We start from the raw sequence: 21766 nt of genomic DNA, 5'->3' as shown, positions 1-21766 counted from the left end.
TTAAACCTCATTACGATCTGTAACTACATCATCAAAGCGACGCATATACCCCTCATTGAAACTACCTAAAGAGTCTGCACGTGTTAAATTTCGATCATTAAATTTCTCATCGCCATCAATCATCCCCTCTAAAGTGGGTATAATTTCATCACTATCGTTTAAAACATAAGCAGCCTTCGACGACGGAAACTGTTGCTTCATCTCCTCAAGACTAAGGCATTGAACATTACATAAGGCGAGTGGTTTCTGCGTATATAAATAATCATTCAGCACGCTTGATATATCTGTGATCAGCATGTCTGACTGATTCATATACTTATGTATGCCTTCAGATGAGTCAATATAATGCAAATTATCTTTGCTATTGCATAGAGCAATCATCTCTTTCAGATAGTAACCTTTATTATCATTTTTATTGTAACCAGTATAAGGATGAGGTTTGAATAAAACTTCAAGACTTTCACTTGCAGCGAGTCTCTTGAGTAAATTGTAGCCAAACTCGCTAACTGATGAATAATTTGCCTCTTCCACAAAGCCTTCCCATGTAGGGGCATAGAGTATTGTTTTAATATCAACACATGGGCTATCTACCCTATCTAACAGCAGCTCAACTTGGGGGCGACCCACGTGCACCACTTGATTATCACGTAGAGGCAACCCAGCTTCTCTGAGCCTGCGCTCAGCCAGTGGGCCAGCAACTAATAATTTATCATAGGCCATTAAAAACTTACTTTGATTAACTACTTTATCGCTTTCGCCGTGGTTAATAAAATAGTGTTGCATACGATGAAAACGCAGCGTGTGAATATTTTTTTGTGTATTAGCAGGATATAAAATAGTTTCAACATCAGCTTCTTCTAAACACTCAACGTCACGCATTGTCCTCATAAAATAAATAGGTAATTGTGTAGAAATCAACTCTTCTGCTATGCGCTTCTCACGCACAACAATCGCAGCTGGCTTGCTTAATCGTTCCAGAACAGGAATCCACATATTAGCTTGATAGCCCACTTTTTCAAGGCCACTAACATATAGGACAACTTTAACGCCATCGCGGCGGATAGTTTCAGCATCAGGAATAGTATAGCTTTGGAGTTGACGCTGATAAGGCTGCTTATGCTCATTGCTTTTGCGTAGCGCGCGCACCGCTTGGCCTTCTAATTCACTTGATTGATTAATCAGTGCGTATAGCCAAACCTTGTAAGCATGCGCTGTATATACATCTTCATCAACCTTAGTTTTATTTTCAGATATCAACAACCACTCTTCGGTTAAGCGGTTTTGATCAATGCCGCTTTCACTGAAATATATACCAATCTCTTTTGGCACATAACACTTCAAATCTTGCGTTTCAAACACAGACGCTTCCAGCACTGCATGAGTATAGGTAGCACCATGCTCATGATATTTTTCGAGACCTCCCTCCGACTCAAACACAACAATTGTGACACTTAACCCGTTCGTGTGGCTTAGCTCCAACCTATTTTTTTCTCGGTGCTGTTGAATAAAAAAAGTCTGATTAACTAGAGACTCGAAAAAAGACTCTAGGCTTTCTGTCGCCTCGACACCAAACAGAAGCGTGGCAGGAGCATCACTGCGTAGATCATTGAGCATCCACTGAAGCGTGTACTGCAACGCAATGGGTGTGCTCGCAGTTTTACTCGCGACCGCCATTAGCGATTGTAAGCACTCTTTTGCCCGAGCTGATCGGCTGCTCTTCAATGCAATATAGGGTACTGAGGCAAAGGGCGTTACCCATATGGGTGTTCCAGCATCCTGGACGTTCTTTACATCGTCAGGCAATACGGAGCTTGGCCCTCCTTGACGTTTTTGATGATACTCAATGCTGTCGTGAAGGACTTTGCGAGCTAAGGCCCCGTTTCCGCCCGCAATGGCTGCTTTTGACGTTGCCACAGCTACGTCACGATGGTGCCGTGCTGTGGAGCTTTTAACGCACCACTCATCTAATAACATTAAGTACTGCTGTAGCTGGGGAAGAGTATCCACTAGATCAGCAAGGTGTTGCCAAGTAGCGGCACGACGGCTTTTTCGAGCGACATTTTCTAATAACTGCCAAGCAAGCTGCTTATCACCATTTGCCACCAGAACTTTAGAATACCAATAAATAACATCGGGACTATTTGATACGGTGATCAATAACTGAAACTCATCAATAGCCTTCTGCAGGTTGCCTCGATAATAGTTTGCGATAGCACTATATCGATATCTAGCCGAATCTTGCTCATCCAACCGTAATAAGGATTCTTCAAAAACGTTTAAATCACCACTCATTAAAGCACTTTCGCAGGCGAAATGTCGTATTTTTTTAAGACTAATACTATGTGCTTTAGAGGCTCCAAGCAGCTCTTCAACCCAACGGGATAGGTCAACTACTTTGTGATATTCAGCATTCAACGCTGCTAATTGAATGACAGTCAATAAGGCTTGGGGCTCACTGGTATTAGCAATAACTTTATTTTCAGAAACTTTCGGCTTATTGATTTTTTTTAATTTATTCTTAACTTGCTGCTGTTGTTCTTGCCATTGCACTTGTTCAGGTGCAAGCGCCACGGCCTTGCTGATAGAGCGGCTCGCCTTTGTATAATCAAATTGATGAAAATAACACATTCCTAGCTTAAAATGACTGGCCGGATGCTTAGGCCTCTCTCGTACAGCTTTTTGAAAATGCTGCTGAGCTGTTTTCCAAGCCTTTTTGCGAAAAAACTGAAGCCCTAACGTATAGCTAGGTGGATTTTTAAGCGGCAGCCAGCCTTTTAATGTTGTAACCATAGAATCGAATGATGATGTCATATTTTTAGGTTCCTACTTTTCGCTTGTGTCTAAGCGAATATTCTTCGTAAGTTTTGTCATTAACGCTTTAAAAAAACATTGATAACGTTGGTATTTTTCGACTTCACTTTGGCGATAAGCCGTTATAATTTGTGTGGCGTAATATAGGGCCATGTTGGCCGGATTATTTATTTCCATATTTGGCGTATCTAAAAAAGTAGCAAAATCTGTGACCGGAGTTTGCCAGTCTCCATAATTTTCGGTGAGATATTTATTGGTGTCCTCGGGAACTAGATACTGTTCCCCCAAAAAAACTTGAGGTAAGAGTGTAAATGGAGAATTCCACCACTGGCATTTAATACCGCCGTGATAAAGCTTTCCATCCTGTTCATAGTGACGAAATATATCGACATGTACGCCATTAGCGTGCTCGACATACAGAGTATTTTCACTAAACACTTCAAGAAACTTGAAACGCGACGACTCACTAAGGGCTTGTCTTAATTGTTTCATAGATGTCTGAGGAAGAACCCCTACATCTATATCGGTATCGTGGCCCAGTATTCTGCCTTCTCGTACACAACCTAATAAAGTACCGCTTACCAGAAAGAACTCAATATCATGTTTGTTTAAATCCTGCTTTAACTGTAAGAGTGCAGTGGCTGCCTTTGCTTGCCACTGTACTTTTTGGGATTCTGTACGCTGACAGGGTGATTTTGGTTTACCCTTAGGCTGGCGCAATATCTCCTGCACTAATCGGTTTGCCTCAATTAGTGCGCGCTGCTCTTTACCTAAATCTCGCAGCAGCATAATGTAGTGATTACGTGCCCTTAGCCATTCCTTATGATTTGATGTAAGCCTAATAAGCTGTCTTTCAAATTTGGCTGGGGCATTAGCACCCAAGCAAGCAAGCCTTAATGCTCTATAATATCGAGAAGCATTGTCTTTAAATGGCATGTTTTCGATCATGGTTAGGGCAGAATCGTATTGGTGTTGCCAACGAAGTGCCTCTTGATGCAAATAAAAGGCCTTTTTAAACTCAGCGCTATACGGGCTTAAAAGTTGCATCACTTGAAAGGCATCCTGTTCTGACTGAGCATATTGCTTTTCAAACAATGCTATTTTTGCTAAAAAAAGAGCCCCTAATTGAGAAGAACGAGGTATATTTTCCGCCAAAGCTTTGGCTTTATCAATTTCCCCTTTTTCAAAAAACATCTCGGCTTTAATTAACTCTTCAGATATTTTTTTAAAATTAAAAGACTGCTTGTTTAATTTTGCATCTTCAAAATAGAGCCTTGGCTTGGTTATCAGCTTCTTTAGCTTTCGGTAAACGACAGGGTTCATTGGAGTCCTTTCGAGTGTCTGTTGAGTTCATAGCATTAAATAGATTGCTCACCCAAGGAAGCCAGCAAGGTTCTGTAACGTTCAATTTGGTTAGCGCGATTATTAACAACGGCTTTATAGCATTGCTGATAGACGTGAAGAATTAATTCCTCTTCACAAAGCACTTCAGCATTTGGGGTATCCAACGTTGAGTCGAAGGTGTGCTGTGATATGCGCCACTCACCATAGTTTTCCGTCAAATATGTGTCGTGATCTTCAGGAACGAAATAGTATTGTGCAAGAAATTTATGCTGCTTTAGCGTAAAAGCGCTATTGTGCCACCTGACTTTACCCCCGCCGTGCCAGTACGTATGCCGTTCGCGATAGTGAGTGAACACATCAATAGCTGTGCTATTGATGTGTTTCACCCGTAGGCAGCCTGAATAGCGCTGGGGCAATAGGTGAAACACGCCAGCCTGGGATATTATCTCTATCAATTTCTGGGGATTAATATCGTCCCATATACCTATATCAATATCGTGATCGTGACCTAATAAGCCGCCTTCACGCATGCATCCCAACAGAGTACCACTTACCAAAAACATGGGAATTCCCGCTAGACTTAAGGCTGCCTTAATATCCGTTAATGCTTGGCTTGCTTCGAGTACCGAAAAATTCACTTTCCTGCTGCGAACCCTAAAAGACTCAGAATTCTGTATTGCGTCCTTAAGATTCTGACGCCAATAAGATTTTGCGACGGTAAAATCGCCCCCACGCTGAGCGCCTTTAGCGAAATAGTCGTTCAGGCTGGGGTTAAACTCTGGTATTTTCTTGAGCTGAAGAGCGTGCTTAATACAGCGCTGCATACGCTTCCAGTCGTCTGGCGTTTGCACCAGCTCTGCCATATATAGCCAGGTTTTTAAGCGCTTACTTTTAGGGTATAGAGCTTCTAAATAATCTCTGGCCGCAACGGTATCACCCGCCATCCGGGCATTATCAGCGGCCAAATAGTGTGCATCTGCGTGGTTAGGCAAATAGTGGAAGAGTTTTTTCAACGATTCGGATACGGCTTGCCACTGCCCTTGGTAATAATGGCTTCTTGCATGGAAAAAAAGAGCTTTAGCGGCAATGCTATCTACCGTTTTATTGTGACTAGCATCACTGCGATGCACCAGCAACTCGCAATAGTCGCGCAGCTCTTCATGGCGTGCTTGACAAAACAAACGCTCAATGCGCTGGGGCGCGCGATTCGTCCAACGCTGAGGAGTTACCAGCCCTTTCGAAACACGAAGCACTTTTGGCTCTCGCTTTGCCCACGTTGCTTTTTCCATGCAGAGGGTTACTCCAGGTCTCTGCGCAGCATTTCTAGCGCTTCAAATGCCTTCATTAAATCTTTATGGGGAATAGAAAGAAATCGGGTGAGCGATTTTTTAAGGTCTGTGGTCGATATATTTTTAGTACGATCCAAGTAAACCACTTCACAAAGCTCAGAAAGAAAATCAAATTTTCCCTTCCAGTCATTGCCGATAGCAAAAATATCAACATCATGTTCTTTCACATCGGAAAGCTTTTGTTCCCAAGAGTTTTCAGGAATAACTTTGTGCACATATTTAATCGACTCAACAATCGAAGCTCGTTGGTCGTAAGGGATCAGTGTTTTTTTTCCTTTTCCTTCATTGAATTCATCAGTGGAAACGGCAACGATTACATTATCCGCCATTTCATTAAGACGCTTTAATAAGTTCAAGTGCCCGACATGAAACATATCGAACGTGCCATAAGTGATAATCGTCTTAGCCATTTTCTTTTCTCTTTTCAAGTAAATTCTATTATGACACCTAACATTGGCAATATATTGCCAAGTTAATCGTCACCTTCGAGTTCCTCTAATGCTGATTCTGCTATGGCTAATTGTTTTTGTGCTTCATTTAGTGCTTTTTCAAGAACCTGTTTTTCCTGAACATCCAGATTATTATTTTCAGCTTCTTTAATATTTAATTTATATGCCATAATTGAGTTTTGAAATTTTTTTATTTCTGCATTAGCGCGATTGACTTGGCTTTCATGGCTTTGCTGAATGACCTCGGTCAAACCGTTGAGCGCTCTGCGCACTTCAAGATGTGTAGACTTTAATACTTCAACCTCATATTTTTCCCACCGTTGCTGCTGAGCAAGCTTTGCCATTACCCCAAGCCCATTCATGTATTGCTTGGTTCGTTTATGCTCTTCCCTTACCGCACGCAGTTGTTCCTTGGTCAACTGCTGAACATCAACATCGGCCAGTGAGCCGGTTGTTAGCTCTAAGCCCGAAAGATGATCAACATCGCCATGATAAGTCGCTATTGCTTCATTGACATCATCGTACCAATAGGCACCACCGTGCTTAAGATAAATACCTGCCTGACAAAGATCACGAAGTATCCCTTCACCATGCGATACCATAATGAGGGAAGCCTTACCTACTTTACTTTTAAATAACTCTTTCGCCTTTGCTTTGAAGGAGCGGTCACCTACTGCAGTGGCCTCATCAGAAATGTAAACATCAAAGTCAAATGCTAACGAAAGACCGAACGAAATTCTTGAACGCATGCCGGAAGAATAGGTGCGAATGGGCTCATCAAAGGCTTCACCTATTTCTGCGAACTCTTCAACAAACTCAATGATACGCTTTACCTCTGGGGAGCCACTTCCCTGGGCGCGTGCTACAAATTTAACGTTCTGGCGCCCGGTCATATTGCCTTGCATTCCCCCCGATAGCCCAACCGGCCAGGAAACGCGGCTGTGACGAATCACTTCTCCTCGGTCGGGTGAATCCATACCTGCGATAAGACGCAATAACGTTGACTTACCGGCCCCATTAGGACCAATTAAACCGACACTTACACCTCTAGGAATCGTGAGGTTAATATCTTTAAGTACCCAATCGCTACCGTGGTGATTGTGGTAACGCTTGTAGAGATTACGAATTTCAATCATGTTTAGTGAATCGTAAGGTGTGAGTGGTATGCAGTAGGCACCTAACCATTAGCAATGTTTACGTGCTTGCCTTTACGCTGGTATAGACTTTCGAGTTTGTATTTAAGCGCAGTGCGGGCGTTTTGGTCACCGTGCACGAGGCGTATGATGCGCGGCCAGCGATGCATCCGCTTTACGAAGTTGAGCAAATTTTTTTGATCCGCATGGGCGGAGTAACCGCTAATGGAGGTAACGCCTGCTTTAATATCAAGACGCTGACCGTCAATTTCAACCCACCCACCCTGCGGGCCATATTGCTGAATGGTTCGCCCAGGGGTGCCTGCACCTTGATAACCTACGAACAGTACTTGGTGGCGTTCATCACTCAGCATGGCTTTTAAATAATTCATGATGCGGCCGCCTGCGCACATACCGCTGGCGGCAATCACTACCGCTGGGCGGCCAGTTTTGGCCAAGTACTCAACGGTTTGTTCGTGCTCAGCGTGGCTATCGACGGTATATAGATTGGCAAAGTTGAGCGGATGTCGGCCTCTGCGCAGGCGGCACTGGGCTTCTTTATTCCAATAGGGTTTTAGCTCGCGGTAAACCTGAGTAAAGCGTGCGGCTAGTGGTGAGTCGACAATGATTTCGAGTGACTTCCACTGGGGTGAGCGCGCCTGATGAATGATGGTTTCCAGCTCGTAAAGCAGTTCCTGCGTTCGGCCAATACTAAAAGCTGGCACCATCACCGTGCCGCCGTTAGCCAGAGCGTGCTCCACAGCGGCTTTTAAGGTATCGCGGCGCTGTCGGCGGTCTGGATGAAGATGGTTACCGTAGGTGCTTTCAAGGATCAGCTGGTCACAACCGTAGGGTGACTTGGGCGCAGCCAGTAACGGAGCATAATGGGCGCCCAGGTCACCAGAAAATATAACACGCTTTTTCTTGCCAGCTGTAACATCTTGGTAACTTACTTCGAAGAAACTGGAGCCTAAAATGTGCCCAGCTCGTTTGAGTTTTACACGAGTTGTAGCCAGATAGTCACTTTTAGAGTTAATACAAGCATTACCGCTTTCGTTGCTTATTAAATCTAAGCTGTACCACTGACCGTAAGGAACACTAACAATTTGCTTGTCGGGCTGAGCTTGAAAGCGCTCAATCAGCTGCTCCTTGCGAGTAAAGCCAATTTTTAACGCATCTTCAATGACTAGCGGCAATAGTTTAGCGGTAGGTATGGAGCAGATGATAGGCCCGGTAAAGCCTGCTGCCAGCAAGTAAGGCAGCCGTCCCACGTGATCGATATGAACGTGGGTGATGACCAGCGCTTTGACCGTGCTGATATCGAATTCAATTTGTAGCTGCTCAAAGCTGTCTTCGGCGGCATCTTCACCCTGGAAAAGTCCACAATCTACCAATAGTGATTCATGGCGATTGAGCAGCAGTTGATGACAACTACCCGTGACACCGGTGGCGCCACCGTGGTGGATGATATCAAGCATTGAAACCTTTTCTATTTACTTACATGGTCAATCGCGGTGATCTTTGATGATCATCATCATCATGCTAAGAATGAAAGCCAGGAAGATGGTGATGATCGCAAAGACACTGCTATTGTATAGCCGGTTGGGTTCAGTTGGGTATTCAGGCATTAACGGGCTCTGCAGCACGCTTACTTGCTTGAGTTGGCGAGCAGCTTCTAAACGGGTGTTCTCTAATGCGGCGAGCGCGCTGGAATAAGTTTCTTGAGCAAACTGCGCCTGCAGCTCTAGCGTTTCATACTCGGCGGAAACACTGTTTAAAGACCCGCCAGATGCTTGAGCTATTCGGTCACGCTGCTCAATAATTTGATCGCGCAGCGCGGTAATATTGCGCTCTACTTGCCGTAACTCAGGCGATTGTGAGCTTTGAAAACTCGCCAAGGCATTGCGCTGGGCCTGATAGCGCGCCAAGTCAGCTTCCAGTGTGGCGACTACTTGATTAATGCTTGCGACAGTGTCGGTGGGCGATACCAAGCCAAACTCATTTTGGTATTCTAGCAGCGCCGCGCGGGTTTCTTTAAAGCGCTCATCCAGGCGCACCATCTGTTGCTCTAAAAAGCGCACTTGCTCATCCGCTAACCGGTGGCCCATTTGATTCATGTGGTCTTCACCTGCCTCTAGCAGCAGAGTGGTCACCTGATTGGCAAACTCGGGGGTATAGCCCTGAACTTCGATATTCAATACGCCCGCATACTCGTCTAGTTCTATTTCTACTCTGCGAAGGTAGTATTTATGTAAGTCCTCAATAGGCACATCGGCACTGCGTAGTTTAGCGAATATATCGCCATGCTCACTATAGTGCTTACGAATATCCAGCTGATTATCAAGTAAGCGGAGCATATCGACAGAAAGTAAATGCTCACGTAACAGCAGCAAGTCATGAGTATTACCACCGCCACCACCCATTAGCGATGAGAGGCTTAACTCTGGCGTGGCGACCTGCGGGCTTTCTAACACCACGGTGGCGCGTGAAACGTAACGTTCCTGCGCCCAAACAAACCAGTAAAAGGAAACGATTAAAATTGCAGCTATTGCCACGGCCCACTGCGGCGACTTTTTAACAAAACGCGTCAATGATACTTGCATGTGTTATTTGGCCTTTAACCGATCAACAAAACGTAAGTGCATAAGAATTCCCAGAGCATTTAGGCTAAGCGTTACCAACCAAAAATACAGCATGCTGGTTCCGTGGATGGGTTGGTACTTCTCGAAAAAGCCTAAGCGCAATGTTTCCAAGGCATGGGGTATTGGATTAAGCATTATGTATTCCAGCAACCAGTGTGGAAGGTTGTTGAGTGGAAATATGACGCCAGATAGAATTAACAACGGCAAAGAAAGCATGCGTATTACTCTGCCTACTTCGGGAACCAGTGTCGCAGATACCGAAGTGACTAACCCTAGGCCAATACCTAAGCTCCAAAGCGATAGCCAAGCTCCCATGGCGCGAATGGCATTATCGGGATACATATCCAGCCCGATCATTAGGCCACCCACAATAAAAATTAAGAAAACAAAGCTGCGCAGCATGCCTTCCAAAAAGTTGCGCACTAATACTGGGTCGATGGGCTGAACTTGACGATACGCAAATAGCGCACTGTTGGCTTCGATTGCACCCATTCCTCGTAGCATTCCTTCTCGGACTAACAGGAACCCCATCAAGCCAGCAATAAGCCAAGGGATAAACTCAGCATTAACGACTAACCTATCACCGCGAATAAAACTACGAATCCCCACCATGATAGCTACAAAAGCTACTGGCTCGAAAATCATCCAGAACCAACCCATGCGGTCGGACATAGTGCGCGAAATGGCTTCGCGCATAAACATGGCGTACCACACACTCCGTGTTACCTGCCACGGCGTGCGGGCACGCCGTGGCGTAGGCTGAGCGTTTATGTTTTCCATAGCGTTAATTCTTTAGGGATAAACAAAGCATGTTCCTGCGCATTATATGACGGTTTTGCTGGGTGAAACTCTCCACTTTCGGGAGAATCGCCTTCGCGGGTTTACAGAGGCTTAACCCGCGCTGCAAAACTTTCGATTCACCACTTACTATTCAGAATCATTCTTTTACAGATCTAAAGCGACACGAGTGGTGACCGCAATCTGGAACAAGATTTGAGTTAGCGTAGCCGCTAACTGCAGGTTGTGTATGGGTGCGGCAGGCATCACCAAAATCTCATCACCCGGGCGTAGCGGCGAATTGCTGGCATGTTCAACAGCACCGTTTTGGCGAACCAACAGAATCTGGTCTTCATCGGCACGCTCAGTGAAGCCGCCTGCACCTTCTACATAGTCAATGACGCTCATTCCTGGGCGATAAACAACGGCTTGAGGAACGAGTATTTCACCGCTGATCAAAACTGAATCGCTAATTTCGGGAATGGTGATCACATCGCCATCCTGCAGACGAATATCAGAAATACCCCCACTGTTGGCTACTACCAACCGGCCGCTAGGCTCTAAGTCGCGAGCTCTTGCGATAAAGCGCTCAATCAACTCGGCTTCCTGCAGGCGAATTTTCGCTTCTTCGTCGGTACGCGAACCGGCACCTAAGTAGGTAGTTTCTAAACGCCTTAAGCTGTCTTCAAGAGCCTCAGCCTGCTGCTGACGTACGCTTTCGCGCAGAAGAGAGATACTTTCTACGGCCGTCATATTTTCAGGTACGGCAATAGCGTCCAGCAGCTCACTTAAACGCGCATTACGTGGCAGTGCATAGCGAGAAGGCCCGTAATAGCTGCCCTCTACTTGCACTACGATAGTTTCGCTACGCTTATCCGCGCTAAACGTCACTTCGTCACCACTGCGAATCACTTGACCAGAGAACATATCAATGGGGAAGTATTGAGCAATAGGGCCGCTTTCACGGTTACCGCGTAGCAGCACGTGTGATACGCCGCTTCTTAAGCGGGCAAGGGTAACAACTTCGGCGCCGCTTAACTGGTTACCAATAAGCTCATAGCGATATTCGCGATGCACATCACCGCCCACGGCAATGGCGGGGCCACGCTCCTCCACCACTATGGTGTCACCATCTTGAAACTGTGGGCGGGCAATCTCGCCGTTAATTAAAAAATCATAAAGATCGACGGTCGCTACGGTACGGTCATCGCGCACTACGCGAATTTGTCGATAGCTCCCTAGATCTTGATCAATACCGCCTGATTGATCTAGGAAATAAAGCAGCGAGTCGTTGGGCGTACCTGCATAGCGGCCAGGGTTTTCTACATAACCCGTGACGTATACCGCCACTGGCTGCACGCCTTGTAAGTTAGTGTAGACCTCTACGTTATCCGGATAGACAGCAGTAATGGCCCGTCGCACGCTGTTATCGACTTCCTGACTGCTTTGTCCTTCTACATTAAGCGGGCCGGAACCAGGAATGAAGATATTGCCCTGAGCATCGACTGGTAGCACGCGATCAAACTCAAACGCCCCCCAGGCACGGACGGTGACTTGGTCGCCGGGCTTAATACGATAATCCGGATTTAAACCATCGCCCATGGCGCCACGAAAGCCGCCAGTAAATAGGCTAGCGCCAAACGGGGGTAAGGTATCGGCACCTTGTAGCGGCAGCGTCACAGGGCCATAAGTACCACTGCGCCAATCTGCACGAGGTGTATCGTTCACCTCATCTTGTTGCTGAGCAGCCCCTTGCTGGCTCCCCTGAGACGGCAAAATAGTATCGGAAAGGCTAAGCGACTGCGCAAAGGCATTGCCTCCCATGAGCGCGCTGAACAAAGTAATAGACACGATTGCTGCGGTTTGCTTGAACATTAATAGCGCCCTTCAACTGTTTGCGTACCGGTCTGCGTCACTACGCGCTGATTTACCCAGCCGTTGGGTGTTTCACAGACAAGCGCGCTATTAGCGCTGCCTCCTGCTGCAACTACGCGAAGTTTACGGCACTCCCGCCCGCTGGCGGCTAAGTAGGACTCGTCAGCCACAATTTCGACGTTATCACCCCAGGGGCTGCGCGCCACGTTGAGAATGCCGCTGGCCGGTGCTTGGGAAAGGAAATTATTTAGACTTTCGTCCTTGAGCAGCGTTGCAGCATCGTTATTAAGTACGTATCGCGCTTCTTGCTGGTTGCTACCAGAGGGGTAATTCGTAGCGCAACCGCTGATAACGGCCACACTCACTGCTGCCAGCAGCATGCGTACTGGCAATAAAAATGAACGCTGAGGTATTGGCATAATTGATTCCAAATAAAAGGCACGCTACCGCCCAGGGATCGTAACGGGCATATTCCCTTGCCCTACTCTTCTGTGCGGGTGAATGGGGTGGTGTATTGTAGACAAAACTTCCTCACACCAAGCCTCCATTGTAGGGGATTACCGCCGCCGCCTCTACATTGGAGACCGGAGTATCTCCCACGCCCCTATATGTATGACAATACTCATGCGATGGCAAAAAGAAAAAACCGACCATTTTTCAATGATCGGCCGCCTGTGATCGCCTGGGTAAGAACGCCTTCTTTACGGATGGTTCCCTTTCAGGGCTAAGCGCCTAAGACGCCCCGAGTGAATACCCCATAAAATGGCTAGCAAGAAGGCATACATCATGACGCCGCTATTATGAGTAAGGAACACCTGCGACAAGCCAAAATCGATATATGTCACGGGCAATAACACACCCGCCGTTGCTAACGCTCGGTCTGATAAATTCTCCGCAGAGAGCCCTTTTGAAAATAGCCTCAACGGGATTAAATAAAGCCCAATTAGCACTGCCAACCCGAGCAGGCCACGCTTAGCAAAAGCATCAATAAACTCATTGTGCGCATGGCCATACTCCCCTATTTCACGCGAGATGAACCCTTGATCGGACAATGCGAGCATCTCGTTCTTGTAGCCGTTATATCCCCACCCAAGTAGTGGTTTTTCTTGGATGAGATTTGCCGCTCCACGCCACATTTCAAAACGCGCGCCTACTGAGGTGGTGCGATTCTCGCCAGATACATAAAGACTGACGTCATTAAATGCTTCGTGAACACGCCCTTGCACACCTACTTGCGGAACGGCATACACAACGATAGCACCTACAATAACAGCCGCGACCACAGCCGTTTTTAACTTGTTGGAGAGGTTTCTGCCATAGGCGCGGTAAAGCACTAGCAACACAATAGGAAAACCTACCCAGCCGCCCCGGCTACCTGAGAACAAAGACCCAAGAATACCGGCTAATGCCCCCAGCAATAAAAGACATATCCACGCATGGCGATAGCGCTGCATGATCGCCCACCCAAGCCCGGCTAAGCACATGACACCCAGCAGCATACTGAGATTGCCAAATTGAATGACATATGTGTAGCCCTGGGCTCGATCTACACCTTCAAATAGTTTTTGCCATCCTGCCCAACTTCCCGCAGCAATGGCACCAACAGCCATCCCACTCCATAAAAATGCCATATTAGGTGGATAACGCAGTACCCACCAAAGCGCAGGTATTGCCAAAATGAAACGACTTGGTTTATCTAATCCTCGGCTGCCCTGGCCATCCCACCAAACTTCTGCGAATGCAACGAGGACATAGGCCAAAACAGCACCTACTATCCAAACATCTTCTTTTGAAAGACGCGGCACGCGCATGGTGAACAGCAGGCCAAGCCCGCCTAATAGCAGCAAAGCTGCCCCCACTGAATAACCGCTAGGAATGACCAGCGCGATCGCACCGAACAGGAAAACGGCAACGTTAGTGAACCAGCTCAATTTAGAGAAAGTGGTTTCGTGGGAGGATAAGTTTGAAGAAAGCATCGGAATACAAAATCCTATTGATCATACAGCGCGGGTCAAGTCGCGGCCGGTTGAGAAGAGCGGCATACTACCACAGCTTGTTTTTCCGCTTATCGAAGCTAACACTTATATTAGTAGGCATTTTTATTAATAAAACCTTTAAAAATGGTTAAAAATATAATTTTCAAGTCAATCCAAAGCGACCAGTTATCGATATACCATAAATCGTGCTCTACCCGGCGTTGCATTTTGTGAAGCGTATCCGTTTCACCTCTTAAGCCATTCACCTGTGCCCAACCAGTAATGCCAGGCTTTACTTTATGCCTGCGCATATAAGATTCGACAAGACTCTTGTATTGTTCATTGTGTGCTAACGCATGAGGGCGAGGCCCTACGATAGACATGCGCCCTTGAAGCACGTTGAAGAACTGAGGCAATTCATCTAAGGATGTGCGCCGCAAAAAAGCACCTATCGGGGTAATGCGGAGATCATGTTTTTTGGCTTGAGTGATATGACCACTATCTTCTTTATGAACATACATTGAACGAAATTTGTAAACTTTAAAAAAACGTCCATTTGAACCTTCCCGGTACTGCTTAAAAAGCACAGGTCCGGGAGAGTTGACCTTAATGACCAGGGCAATCATGGCACATATTGGCAAGATGAAGAGAGATATGAGTGAGCCAAGAATGAGATCTTCAGCACGCTTTACAAAGCGTGACATGCCACTCATCGGCGAAACACTAAGATCTATCGCGTAATGGTCCGCCACTTCACTCATGCGATGATTCAACAAATGCATATCTTGAAAATCAGGGATAAACCGCACCTCAGCGGTATGATTACGCAGCGCATAAAAAAGCACTCGCACCGTCTCCCCCATTTCCAGAGGTACACAAATCCATACTTCGCGAGCATTGGACTGAATAATACGGCGCACGATACGCTCAACGCCATCATCGGTAGGCCTTGCCTTTAAACGCTCAACGCCAGCTATGGTGTGGCCTTCCCACGCAGCACGGCGAATACCCTGTGCCACGTTTAATACATTTTGACTGGGTCCAACTAAAAAAACGGGGCGCCGAGCACCGCCTCGCACTCTTACATGCTGTAGGCCTAGCTGAACTAACAGCCTCGCACCACCAGCTAAGAAAAAAGAAATCGTTAGCGTAAATCCAATCCATAAACGGGAGTAGCGTTCAGCTGCATGGGCAAAAAATATTAATGAAGCCGCCGTAATTCCTACCGCCGCCCACACTAGCATCAATTTACCAAGCATTTGATAAACAGGAATGATCCGCCAGCGACGATAGCTTCCCGTCATGCTATTGATTACCAATACTAATAGCGCGATACATATAATGGCTAATACGTATCGCTCATGAAGCTCAACAACGTCGAAACGAATGGCATAGGCTATCCACCCACCAAGAAAAATGGCAAATATATCAAAAAATGGAAACACTACCTGAGGCGGGTAACGCTCAGAAAACGTCATTGTCTTAAGCTTACCCATTACGGCATCCCTCTAGTCATATCCACGCTCATAAACATTCCTTGTTAGCGGTTTAGACTACTCAATATTTTTTCTACACCTCGGGTAAATACACGATCATAGTCAAACCGCTGCACAACCGTTCTAGCATGAGTTGCAAGCGCGATTTTTTTAGATCCAGCCAAAGCATAAAATGTCTCTATCGCATGGCATAGCCCTTCTACACCTCCGCTATAATAGTAGCCGTTGCGGTCAACCTCCAAGTACTCTGAAGCCGCTTCAAGTTGTTCATTAGCAATTACAGGCGCTCCACAAGCTAGCGCCTCAATCGCCACCAACCCAAAGCTTTCAGTCTTAGAAACTGAAGGAAAAATAAACACCGAAAACTGCGACATAATGTTGGGCAGCCGTTCACGTGGCACTGCGCCCAAAAAAGTAACAGATGAGGACACACCGCGCTCTTCGGCTAAATCTTCTAAATTTTTACGCTGCGAGCCATCTCCAGCTATTACAAGGTGTGCATTTGGAATTTTAAGCTTAGCAAATGCCTCTATTAGCTCATGGCAATTTTTTTTCCTTTCTAACCGAGATACAAAACCTAAAACGAACCTTTCACTGTCATTGGCAGGTTTATCAAGTGACGTGTCGGCAAACTCCGCTCCTACACAGTCAGGAAACACCTTGATCACTCTTTCTATGGGAACTTTTAGGTTTTTACTAACTTTTTCCCGATAGAAATCGGACGGCACAACGTAAAGATCTACTTGACTCTTTATGCTTCGATATAAATACATAAAAAATTTCGAATTGATAATTTGTTTTAAATCGTTACCATGAAATCGTAATACAAGATAATTTCTTCGTTTAAAAATTTTTGCTGCATATAAAACCGGCAAAAAATAAACGGGATAATGAATCTCTAAAATCGCCCCTTTCGGGTTTCTATAAATTGAAAGAAAACACTTAATCATTAACTCTGCATAAAAATAAATTTTTTGTAAAGCGCCAACAGGCTTATCTCGAATAGCAACGAGCTGCACATTTTCAGCGCCTAAAGACTTCCTCCATGCCTGCTCGGTAGAGCGCACAAAAGTACCATAATAAGGTGCTAGTCGCGTCGGGTACATATTTGTCCAAAGTACTAGCTGCCTCATGGCAAGCGCCCCCCCAACCCAAGGTAAGCTGCAATGTTTTTCCCTAGCTCACTTTCATTTTTTGGAACCATAGGTTGCACTTCTACACCTATATTCTCTACTAACACATTCATAGCATTAAAAAAAGACTCTTTATCTGTACAAAAATAAAGCGTTTCGTACTGTCTCTCAAATGCATTGACGGTATCTAATTGATGGTCATTACGATGTTCGCCTAATGCATATTCTCTTGGCAGAAAAACGCCTCTTTTAGAATAGTCTAAACAAGATAAGATGCTGCCCATTCCGGCATGAGAAACAACGCCATCTGCACGGGAAAACCAATGATAGTATTGATCACTAGAAAGAGAATCGACTACCTTAATTCGTGAACTGGTGAAGTGACTGCCCTCGCCAACCTGCGCGATAACATCACCACCATATCTTGAATACTCTTGCCATTCAGTGAAAAGATTGATTAATCGGTCAAAAGGAAGCTGAGTCCCAACAGTGATAAATATCATAGCACTTTACCCCAATAGACGACACGATCATCATTTTCAGCTAAATGTTCCCATTGAGTAAGGCATATATTGCAAAAATACTTAGCCACATGACCAGAAAAAGAAAGCTTCTGATAGTTCGCCATACTATCTACCCATATCACTTTTTTGCCTAATAGCTTGGCCATTAGGCATACAATTAGCCCTGGCAAAGCACCTGTCGATATAACAACATCAGGTTTTATCAATTTTAACAACTTATAAGCCCTTTTAAAAACAACGATCATTACTCCCCAGCCACTGCCACGGTGCACATTCGGGAAGTTATGAGCCTTGTCATTATTTAGAGCTACATTTTCAGCCGTGGTAGCAAACTCAAACATCACCTCCTCACCTTCAATTCTTTCTCTGATTTGCTGATGCAAGCGTTTCAACTGTATAAAATGTCCTCCAAAAGATGCCACCATAAGTATTTTCATTCATCTCTCCTTGCATTTTTCTGCTCTTCTTTGAGCATATACAGGTAACTAATAAAAAAAGCTGTTGCGCTAGAGGATATACCTGAGTTGACTACGTGACCTGCTGTTACACTCACGACTATGAAAATAAAAATAAGGAAGATGAAACACACGCCGCTTCGAGGGCTTTCTTTAAATAATTCACATGACCATACCAACCCTAATATCCATGGAAAATAAAAAACCAAAGGCCCTACAACACCAAACGCCATGAACACATCAATAAGATCTATTTCAACTAATAAGTCTTCGACAAAAAGCAACTGATCTACCCCAATACCAAACAGCACATCAAAAAAACTAAAACCAACAATCAATTCGTTAAAAGCATCTTGTAAAAAAATTATCCTACCGCTTAGCATGGCCCCCCAAAAGCCCCCATGTAAGTGATATAAATAAATCATCCTGTCCATAAGGCCCGTTGCAACCACAAACTGATAACCTAAAAAAAAGACAATGGCTCCACCCACCAACATAGATAAATATACTACAGGCAAGTATTTTACTTTAAAACATCCTCGGTGTATCAAAACACAAAAATAAACTAAACATATACCTAATATAGCAACCTTAGTTGCCTTCATTAAAAAAAATACTAATAACACTAAAAGCAAAAAAAACAACTTTAAGAAACACACCCTATCAGAAACATGTACAAGCATAATACTTGCAGACACAAGCATAAGGAAACTCATCTCATTCCCTGCGATAATAAATCCCTTACCACCTATCCCTCCAGAATACTGAGACTCGCCCACCCCCAAAACACCTAGAGCAACATTAAAAGCCATTACAAAAAAATAAAACATCATCAATTTTGCCAGCTTATTTTTACACCAAAAAAAATCACACCCTCGCCCACTCACCAAATAAAGTATTAACGCAACTGTCAGCAAAGCTCTAACAATCCAAGAAATGCTTTCGACGGCATAACCATAAACCAAGTATTGATACACTATACAAAAAACAGACAATGCAGCAAGAATAAAGAGCTTTATAAAAGAAAATATCTCAAAAACAAAAAGCAGCATTAAAACAAAAACAAATCCTAAAGCCTTATATGGGGCCGACACGCTAGTAAAAGAGGAATAGTTATAATATAGATACCCGTTAAGGGCATCCACCACAGGCCAAAGAAGCAGAAAGGCTAATAAGCATAAATTTAAAACTCTTTTAAGGCTAACATCCGCTTCTTGAATCATCTAATAACCTCAGCGAATCTAATTATAAAAAACGAATCTTTACGTAAACCTGCATCAGTCTAACGAGAAGAAAATCTCATCAGCATCAAACATAGATCATAAAAATATTTTATCGACTACCTTTACGATAAACAAAAACCACCTTCCTAACAAATATACCCAAAACAGCGACTAAAGGCGCTAAAACAAAAGCCAGCATTAAACCTATTGCTAAAACAACCCCTCTCCCAACTCCCACTGGCTCTATACTTCTAACAGCAATCTGGGAAGCATCACCCTCATTAATAGACCCAAGGCGTCGCTCTATCAAAAAAACTTTTTCAAAATACGAAGCTGTCAATTCGCTCGCATTTTCACTAACTGAATTCTGAGCAACTGACAGAGCTTCTGAATAAGCCTCATACTGCTGTTCCAAACTACCACGCAATGAGTCAACTAGGCTCGCCTGATCTATTTTAAGCGCCTCTATCAATCCCTCATGAAAACGCTCGATTAGAGGCTGATGTGTACTATCTGCAATACTTGTTATTCTTAATAAAATCGTATTACTTGGATTACTGATATTCATTTCAAAAGGAAGGCTAGCTGTTTCACCCTCTGAGAATATAGCCCTACGCTCTTGCTCAAGGAATATATTTTCTATTTTTGCAATAACCTCCTGAGGAGTCTCCACACCTCGCTTAATGCCTTCCGAGGTTTCAAAAGAAGCTATACCATACATAGTCGTATAATCATATTTAACAGGCTTTAAAAAAGTGATAGCAATAGTAGCAGCAAGCAAAAACAACACGGATAGCAGCATAGTCTTCCATTGCTTCAAAAGCATTACAGAAAACTCAACAAGACCTAAATCTTCCACTCTCTTTGAATGATCTTTCTGACTATAGCTATCTACGTCCCTCATTACCTATCTCCTTTTTTTGCATAGCAGCGACTTAAGCTTTGATCAACTAAATAAATGTAATTAATAAAAAACATGCCTTGGCACATTATAACAGCATTTCCATTTAACACGATGCCATCAACATACTTTCAACGTCAACTCTCACGCCACTCTGGCTCGCTTGACTTTAGGCACGCCTCTCAATTTATTATGGACATAAGGTAGCATCAAGGAGGCACATCCTTCTGCACGCTCCACCACACACGATGGAAGTCTCACAATACACACCCTAAAACTGCCGCCATCATGCCTTTTTTGATTAATTTTATGTAGCCAAGCACTTAGCAAGCATAAAAAATAGCAGTATGTAGCCTACTAAATAAGCAAACGCTAACAATAGCACTCCTAAAGCATCCATGATAATTTATTGGCAACCGATGCCATAAAGAAACGCCTTCACTTAATAATGAAGGCGCAAATGCACTTTAACGCTAAATATCAGGATTTTTCGTTAAGCTACCGGGTCAAAAACGATAGCGCGCCCCTGCCAACCAATACGTCCTATCAGTCACGCTTTCATAACGTGTGTTAGGCACATCACCATCAGCTAACTCTACAAATACGTCAAACGCGCTAGACACCTTGTAATACGTGCCTGCTGCCCAGGCATTGCGTTGCTTGCCTTCGTCGCGGTCTACGTTGTAGTAGTCTGCGGTAAATGCCCACGAGCCGGTAGTGTAGGTACCGCCTAAACCCACTGTGTCGAACCCTCCACCATAGATGTCGCTATTCTCCTGTGTTTCAAACCCCAGGCGCGTGGAGAATTGATCAGTGATGCTGTAGGCGCCTATTACGCCATAGAGCATTTCGCCATTACCGCCACCGCGCACGGCATTTTCTACCGCACCCAGCCCCACTTTGAGCGGGCCATGCTGATAGCGAACACCGCCCTGTGCAGCAACGACGTCACCCTCACTCCTCTGTTCTGCGCTCACCAGCCCTCGCTCACTGTAGTGCTTTAACTGTACGAAGGAGGTAAAGCCGCTGAGCTCCGGCGTGTAATAGGCCACTGAGTCACCCCTCGACTGCAGGCCAGACGACTTAAACAGCAAACCGCGATCCTGATACACATCAAACGGCAGCGAGACAAACTGGGCATACATGCTATTAAAATTACCCGCCAGCAGGGTGCCGTACTGTTGACTTGATAAACCAATGTAACTTTGGCGGATTTCGTTGAAGCCCTGGCCCGTATTGTTCTCATCACCGGTAAAGCGCCACTCCAAATGCCCTAGCGCCGTTAGATCAGAAGTGACCGCATGGCTCATTCGAAACCCTAACCGGGAGTAGACATCAACAAATTCAGCGTCGTTATTGACTTTATTACCAGTACTATCATACTCCGGGCCGCCACCCGCAATGCCCATAGCGATACGCCCATAAATATCCAGCTGAGTGCCATCTTGATCATAAAGCGTTGCAGCTTGAACCGAGCAAATACTTAACAGACCTGCGACACACACTGCTAACTGCTTCTTTTGCATTAGAAATAATCCCTTGATACACCAATATTGTTGGCAGCTTTAGCTATGCAGCTACGCGGCGAACTAATGTTATACAATATCAAGTTATTATTAAAGAAAAATCGTTCTTATTTGCATTAGGTGTGTTTATAAAAAACCATAAAAAAAACCGA

Annotated in this window: 18 protein-coding genes; all 18 read right to left on the bottom strand. The window is 44.9% G+C overall.

Annotated features, from left to right (window positions below; translation table 11 throughout):
• Positions 1-2811 carry a CDP-glycerol glycerophosphotransferase family protein gene (locus KUO20_RS05350; RefSeq protein WP_235041857.1) on the bottom strand — a complete coding sequence of 937 codons (2811 nt, stop codon included), beginning with the start codon at positions 2809-2811 and terminating at the stop codon, positions 1-3.
• Positions 2812-2823: 12 nt separating this feature from the next.
• Positions 2824-4134: a LicD family protein gene (locus KUO20_RS05345; RefSeq protein ID WP_235041856.1), complete on the bottom strand. Its 1311-nt coding sequence runs from the start codon at positions 4132-4134 to the stop codon at positions 2824-2826.
• 35 nt (positions 4135-4169) lie between these two features.
• Positions 4170-5444 (bottom strand): tetratricopeptide repeat protein, encoded by a 1275-nt coding sequence (locus KUO20_RS05340; RefSeq protein WP_235041855.1) that lies wholly within the window; start codon positions 5442-5444, stop codon positions 4170-4172.
• 8 nt (positions 5445-5452) lie between these two features.
• Positions 5453-5914 (bottom strand): adenylyltransferase/cytidyltransferase family protein, encoded by a 462-nt coding sequence (locus KUO20_RS05335; protein WP_337926496.1) that lies wholly within the window; start codon positions 5912-5914, stop codon positions 5453-5455.
• Between the two features lie 62 nt (positions 5915-5976).
• Positions 5977-7089 (bottom strand): ABC transporter ATP-binding protein, encoded by a 1113-nt coding sequence (locus KUO20_RS05330; protein ID WP_235041854.1) that lies wholly within the window; start codon positions 7087-7089, stop codon positions 5977-5979.
• A gap of 41 nt (positions 7090-7130) precedes the next feature.
• The gene (locus KUO20_RS05325; RefSeq protein WP_235041853.1) at positions 7131-8564 is read right to left on the bottom strand and encodes an MBL fold metallo-hydrolase; all 1434 of its coding nucleotides are present in this window, start codon (positions 8562-8564) and stop codon (positions 7131-7133) included.
• 27 nt (positions 8565-8591) lie between these two features.
• Entirely contained in the window at positions 8592-9689 is a 1098-nt protein-coding gene (locus KUO20_RS05320) for a KpsE/RkpR family capsule polysaccharide export protein (RefSeq protein WP_235041852.1), read from the bottom strand.
• Positions 9690-9692: 3 nt separating this feature from the next.
• The gene (locus KUO20_RS05315; protein ID WP_235041851.1) at positions 9693-10508 is read right to left on the bottom strand and encodes an ABC transporter permease; all 816 of its coding nucleotides are present in this window, start codon (positions 10506-10508) and stop codon (positions 9693-9695) included.
• Positions 10509-10673: 165 nt separating this feature from the next.
• Positions 10674-12329, bottom strand: coding sequence for a polysaccharide biosynthesis/export family protein (locus KUO20_RS05310; RefSeq protein ID WP_235042427.1), 1656 nt, complete (start codon positions 12327-12329; stop codon positions 10674-10676).
• A gap of 50 nt (positions 12330-12379) precedes the next feature.
• On the bottom strand, positions 12380-12760 hold the full coding sequence (locus KUO20_RS05305) for a DVU3141 family protein (RefSeq protein ID WP_422823135.1): 381 nt from the start codon (positions 12758-12760) through the stop codon (positions 12380-12382).
• A gap of 321 nt (positions 12761-13081) precedes the next feature.
• A complete protein-coding gene (locus tag KUO20_RS05300; protein ID WP_235041849.1) occupies positions 13082-14356 on the bottom strand; it encodes an O-antigen ligase family protein in 1275 nt (424 codons plus the stop codon).
• A 110-nt stretch (positions 14357-14466) separates the two neighbouring features.
• The gene (locus tag KUO20_RS05295) at positions 14467-15852 is read right to left on the bottom strand and encodes an undecaprenyl-phosphate glucose phosphotransferase (RefSeq protein ID WP_235041848.1); all 1386 of its coding nucleotides are present in this window, start codon (positions 15850-15852) and stop codon (positions 14467-14469) included.
• Positions 15853-15896: 44 nt separating this feature from the next.
• Positions 15897-16985, bottom strand: a complete 1089-nt coding sequence (locus KUO20_RS05290; RefSeq protein ID WP_235041847.1) for a glycosyltransferase family 4 protein — start codon at positions 16983-16985, stop codon at positions 15897-15899.
• The gene (locus tag KUO20_RS05285) at positions 16982-17488 is read right to left on the bottom strand and encodes a glycosyltransferase (RefSeq protein WP_235041846.1); all 507 of its coding nucleotides are present in this window, start codon (positions 17486-17488) and stop codon (positions 16982-16984) included. The genes KUO20_RS05290 and KUO20_RS05285 overlap by 4 nt, the downstream gene beginning before the upstream one ends.
• On the bottom strand, positions 17485-17946 hold the full coding sequence (locus KUO20_RS05280) for an oligosaccharide biosynthesis protein Alg14 (protein WP_235041845.1): 462 nt from the start codon (positions 17944-17946) through the stop codon (positions 17485-17487). The genes KUO20_RS05285 and KUO20_RS05280 overlap by 4 nt, the downstream gene beginning before the upstream one ends.
• Entirely contained in the window at positions 17943-19187 is a 1245-nt protein-coding gene (locus tag KUO20_RS05275) for a hypothetical protein (protein ID WP_235041844.1), read from the bottom strand. Before KUO20_RS05275 ends, KUO20_RS05280 begins: the two co-directional genes overlap by 4 nt.
• A 109-nt stretch (positions 19188-19296) precedes the next feature.
• A complete protein-coding gene (locus KUO20_RS05270; RefSeq protein ID WP_235041843.1) occupies positions 19297-20091 on the bottom strand; it encodes a lipopolysaccharide biosynthesis protein in 795 nt (264 codons plus the stop codon).
• Positions 20092-20594: 503 nt separating this feature from the next.
• Positions 20595-21614 (bottom strand): porin, encoded by a 1020-nt coding sequence (locus KUO20_RS05265; protein ID WP_235041842.1) that lies wholly within the window; start codon positions 21612-21614, stop codon positions 20595-20597.
• Between the last annotated feature and the right edge of the window lie 152 nt (positions 21615-21766).

Origin of the sequence: Vreelandella profundi, assembly GCF_019722725.1 — a bacterium.
Taxonomy (GTDB): Bacteria; Pseudomonadota; Gammaproteobacteria; order Pseudomonadales; family Halomonadaceae; genus Vreelandella; species Vreelandella profundi.
The sequence above is the reverse complement of the archived record's forward strand: the minus strand, read 5'-3'. Positions and strand labels throughout refer to the sequence as shown.